Source organism: Rhodocytophaga aerolata (genome assembly GCF_030503435.1).
GTDB classification, from domain to species: domain Bacteria; phylum Bacteroidota; class Bacteroidia; order Cytophagales; family 172606-1; genus Rhodocytophaga; species Rhodocytophaga aerolata.
On the sequence record NZ_JAUKPO010000122.1, the window covers coordinates 1 to 2636 of the forward strand.

The 2636-nt window shown below is 40.4% G+C and carries 2 protein-coding genes; both read right to left on the bottom strand.

The window, feature by feature from the left end:
- Positions 1 to 281: 281 nt before the first annotated feature.
- On the bottom strand, positions 282 to 470 hold the full coding sequence (locus Q0590_RS36955; RefSeq protein ID WP_302042713.1) for a hypothetical protein: 189 nt from the start codon (positions 468 to 470) through the stop codon (positions 282 to 284).
- 70 nt (positions 471 to 540) lie between these two features.
- A complete protein-coding gene (locus Q0590_RS36960; protein WP_302042714.1) occupies positions 541 to 2325 on the bottom strand; it encodes a beta-galactosidase domain 4-containing protein in 1785 nt (594 codons plus the stop codon).
- Between the last annotated feature and the right edge of the window lie 311 nt (positions 2326 to 2636).

Genomic DNA, 2636 nt, shown 5'->3' on the forward strand with positions numbered 1-2636 from the left:
GAATGCGGAAAAAAGCAAACTCTAAGCACAACTGCTGAAAAAGCGAAAAAGGATAGGGCAGCGAGGAAATCACTTGAACCGGCAGCATACGTGGTAAGTAGTTAAGTATATTTTACTAGATGAAACCCTTAATATGATATTATTATTATAGTATTTTGTAAATAATTCGATAAGAAAATCAACCAAGTAATTATTCATGAAAACGGCTGTTATTGGCTCTAGAAGCTTTGACGATTATACCCGTTAATAACAGATATTGAATACTTATTCTATTTCACAGATCATTTCCGGAAGGGCTGTGAGAGCAGATACGCTGGCTGAGCAATATGCCCTGAAAAAAGCATCCCTACACTGATTTTAAACCTGATTATGCCAAGTTTAGGAGAAAGGCTCCGCTGATACGCACCTGCAAATAGAAAGGCAAGTATTTGTATGGGAGCCGCCAAAAGGAAAAGAAGAAAAAAGACCATAAGCAAGGGCTAGCAGCATCGAAAAACCAAATGAAGTCTGGTAAAATCTTGGACAAGAGGGGGAAAAGATTTAATCTGATGTTTCAAAGATATAGTCTTCTTTCAAATGAGTATATCTAAAATTTTGACTGGCAATCTCGAAATTTTTTGGTGCCCAGCGTTTGTTTGTTGCTAGCAATATTTGAAAAGAGATTTTAACATCAGCTTTATCTTTGTAGCTGGCAAGATCCACCGGCAAGAGAAGAAGGGCTTCTTTTTTTGGTAAAAGGGAAACATCTGAAATTTCGCCTTTTTCCACCGCCTGAGATGATTTCACTACCTGCCACATCACCTTTACATGCAGGGTATCAAAACTATAATTTGAGCGCAATAAAAGCTCATTGCTTTTATAGGAGCTGATAATGAGATCTATTGGCTGATAGTTTTTCTTTAGCTGCTTTTGTTCATCGTCTGTCATTTTGGACCATCTTTTTGAAGCATTCACTTGCCTAGTGCCTGCTAAGAGTTGAGGGGTAAACAAGGGTCTATAACGGTCAATTCGTTTCAGGGAATCTTCAATAGCCGCTCTTTCACCTCCTCTAATGGCTTGTGTATTCCAAAAGAGCAGGCAAGGAGAATTTTTAAATTCATGCACACGGGCCGCTATCCGGCTAAGGGCTTGACTCGTAGTAAGCGAAGAATCTTTGCGGGCAGATGAGGCTTGCAGGGCAGAGTCTGAAAGGTCTTGGATGATAAAAAGGCCATGCTGTTCACACAGACGGTATAGGTCTTTTGTTGCCATCGCAAGGGGAACCATCAGCGTATTAATGTGGTGTTTTTTTAGTTTCCCGATGATGCTTTCGGGCGTATCGCTGCCCATGCCTTCCCCCTTCTTTATATCTATATCCCATAAAACCGGGCTTAGGCGAATAGGCGTGTTGTTGAGGTATACTTGATTATCTTTAATGGTTGAAGTCTGTAGCCCGATTCGGTGCAGATAAAAGGCACTTTGTTGCAAAAGGGGATTTTCCTGCCGGATAAGCAGGTAATGCAAATTGGGAATCTCATCTGACCAACGTAAAAATTTAGCATCCGTAAAGCTGACAATACTCCAGGAACTTTCCCTGGTGGGATTTAAAAAGGTAGCCCTCCCTACAGGTTTGGCTTCAACTTGTCTTTCTAACTTCAGGTGCCTGTCATAAACCTGGAAACTATACTTGAGCCGGTCTGTATCAAACATGCTAGCTATGTGATTTTTTACCTTATAGAATATTGCCAGCGAGAAATTGCTCCAATGCCCATACTGCCGCTGGTGAGTTGTAAAGATTAGCAGGTCGCTCAAACGTATACTTGGGGAAGCATAAACAAATAGTTCGCTCACCGGCGCTTTCTCTTTTTTGCTTTTGTCTGTAGAGATAAGCTCAATAAGATTTTGGCCAGTGTTAGCAAAAGGTGTAATAGTTAAATGAAGAGGGATGCCTGGTGCTAATCTTGAGACTAACCTGCCATTCATGTATAAATCTGATGAGGTACTAAGTGGGGCAATAGAGAGAATCTTCTCTAATCCTTGCCAATCATTTTCCAGGTACAAGGTATCTTGAAAGAGAATAGATTGGTTTTGGGCTTGCAGGGAAAGCTTGTTTTGCAAGCGGATATATTTTGATCTAGTCTTCTCATACAAAAGGTTGCTGACAGCAAGAAAATCCAGGCTATCAAAAGAGAAGCGGTTATCTCTAAGTGGAATTAGTATAGGGAGAGGGTTTGCAAGATCTATTATTTGACTGCTCTGCGCATAAACGCCCCTGGAGGCGAAAAATTCAAGTAGAAGGAAAAAACCTAGCAGGAAGCCACTATTTATCTTAAATTCCTCTCTCATCTGTCTTTAGTTAGCCAATCTTTTAAGTAAAAATCACTTGAAAGATTCTTTTGTTTATGAACGCACAGGCTTGTGCGTTCATAAAAATATAATTAAATTTCCTTACCCTCCCTAAGACCTAGGGCAACTTAGAGAACAACTAAGGCCGTTTTTATTGCATCTACAGCATGATACTTGATCTCCACAGTCCAGAGCATTGATAAGTGTAGGGCGACTCTAGCCTTTGATAGAGCTCACAAAGGAGGCAATGTATGTCTGTATGTCGTCAGATAGAATTGGACAACTGATGGCAAAATAGAAGAGACAAATGA

Excerpts from the sequence above, each read along its gene's own strand:
- Q0590_RS36955 (WP_302042713.1), bottom strand. The coding sequence starts at position 470 with ATGGTCTTTTTTCTTCTTTTCCTTTTGGCGGCTCCCATACAAATACTT.
- Q0590_RS36960 (WP_302042714.1), bottom strand. The coding sequence starts at position 2,325 with ATGAGAGAGGAATTTAAGATAAATAGTGGCTTCCTGCTAGGTTTTTTC.